The following is a 2,236-nucleotide window of genomic DNA, read 5'->3' on the forward strand; positions in this document are numbered from 1 at the left end:
CGGGGCTGGGGCTGGCGACGGCTTCGCTGCCGGACGCGGCGTCGGTCGTCGATACGCTGCTGGTCGCGGGAGGGCCGGGGGTGGGGGCGGCAGCGGAAGACGGGGTGCTGTGCGCCTGGGTGGCGGCGCGGGCTGGCCGGGCGCGTCGCGTCGCCTCGGTCTGCACGGGAGCATTCCTGCTCGCGGCCGCCGGGCTGCTCGACGGGCGGCGGGCGGTGACGCACTGGTCGTATTGCGAGGCGCTGGCGCGACGCCATCCGGCGGTGCGGGTCGAGCGTGATCCGATCTTCGTGCGCGACGGCGGCGTGTGGACCTCGGCCGGGGTGACGGCGGGGATCGATCTCGCGCTCGCGCTGGTGGAGGAGGATCTCGGCCGGGCGGCGGCGCTGGCGGTCGCGCGGCATCTGGTGGTGTTCCTCAAGCGGCCGGGCGGGCAGGCGCAGTTCAGCGCCGCGCTGTCCCTGCAGGCGGCGGAGGACCGGTTCGGCGCCCTGCATGCCTGGATCACCGCGCACCTGTCCGAACGCCTGACGCTGCCGGCGCTGGCGCGGCAGGCGGGCATGAGCGAGCGCAGCTTCAGTCGCCACTATGTCGCGGCCACGGGCATGACGCCGGCGCGGGCGATCGAGCGGCTGCGGGTGGAGGAGGCGCGGCGGCTGCTGGCGGAGACGCGCCTGCCGGTCAAGCGCATCGCCCGGCGATGCGGGTTCGGATCGGAGGAGACGCTGCGGCGCAGCTTCCTCCGCCTGCTCGCGGCCGGTCCGCAGGCGTATCGCGCCCGGTTCGGCGCCTGAGGGCGGCCCGGCCCGGCGCCGGATGACGGCTGGACACGGGGCGTTAACGGACGGATCGACATTCTGGACGGGTCTCAGAAGGGGAGCCGTTCGTTATGTCGACTCCGGCCCGCACCGGTGGCACGCCCGTCCCGGCCGCTACAGCCATTCCGACCCTGCCGTCGATCGCGGAGACGCAGCTCGATCCCTATGCCTACACCGGGGGGACGGTGGACGGCTCCAACGTCGTCGCGGCGTGGCAGCACGCGACCGGCAGCGGCGTCGCGGTGGCGGTGATCGATGACGGGTTCACCCCGTCCCTGCTCGGGCAGTTCGACAGCGCGGAGTCCGCGAGCTTCGGCGCGGCCGGCCTCGGCGAGCCGGCGGGCGGGTTTCACGGCACCACCACGTCCGGCCTGATCGGCGACGCGGGGAGTGCCACCACGCCGGTCGGGCTGGCGCCCGGGGCGACCATCATCGGGATGAAGGTCGATTTCGCCGGCGGCAGCTTCAGCGAGATGGTGAGCGCGCTGACCGCCGCCGCGCCGCTCGCCGCGGTGATCAACAATTCCTGGGGTCTGACGGGATACGGCAACGGCGGCCCGTCGCAGGCCGGCATGGCGCCGTGGTACGCGGCGGTGCAGTCGGCGGTGGCCTCGGCGCGCGGCGGACTGGGCGATGCGGTGGTGTTCGCGGCCGGCAACGACCGGGCGAATGCCGATACGGTGAGCCTGCAGCCGATCGCGGACGATCCGCGGGTGATCGCGGTCGCGGCGACCAACCGCGACGGGTCGGTCGCGAGCTTCTCCAACCCCGGCCCCGGCCTGCTGGTCGCGGCCGAGGGCAACGGCGTGACCGTGACGCTGCCGTCCGGGGCCACCAGCCAGGCGGCGGGCACGTCATATGCGGCGCCGGCGGTCTCGGCCGTCGTTGCGATGATGCTGCAGGCGAACCCGAACCTCGGCTGGCGGGACGTGCAGACGATCCTGGCGGAGTCCGCCTATGCGCCGCTCGCCAGCGCGTCGGGTTTCGCGACCAATGCCGCCTCCGGCTGGAACGGCGGCGGGATGCATTTCTCCAACGATCTCGGCTTCGGCGTCGTCGATGCGAACGTCGCGGTGAACCTCGCCCGCGCCTGGACCGCGCAATCCACCAGCGCCAACCAGGCGACGCTGTCGGCCACGCAGGCACGCAGCCTGTCGGTCGCCGTCAACGGCACCGCGTATTCGACCGTGTCGTTGAGCGGCGGGATGCGCGTGCAGCACGTGCAGGTGCATATCGACGACACCAACCTGCCGGTCGCGTACACGAAGCTGGTGTTGACCTCGCCGTCCGGCACGCAATCGGTGCTGCTGGACCGTGCCGGCCTGGTGGGCGGGACGGACCTGACGGGGGGGCTCGATCTCTCGGGCGACACGATCAGCAGCAACGCCTTCTGGGGCGAGGCGGCGGCGGGGACGTGG

Annotated in this window: 2 protein-coding genes; both read left to right on the forward strand. The window is 73.4% G+C overall.

Annotation, left to right across the window (positions count from 1 at the left end):
* Window positions 1–794 (forward strand): GlxA family transcriptional regulator (locus B8460_RS06400; protein WP_048860752.1); only part of this gene is annotated, 794 nt, incomplete at its 5' end.
* Window positions 795–889: 95 nt separating this feature from the next.
* The coding region (locus B8460_RS06405) for a S8 family serine peptidase (RefSeq protein WP_048860753.1) at window positions 890–2,236 on the forward strand (1,347 nt) is incomplete at its 3' end.

The organism is Acidisphaera rubrifaciens HS-AP3 (assembly GCF_000964365.1).
In the GTDB taxonomy this organism is placed as follows: Bacteria; Pseudomonadota; Alphaproteobacteria; order Acetobacterales; family Acetobacteraceae; genus Acidisphaera; species Acidisphaera rubrifaciens.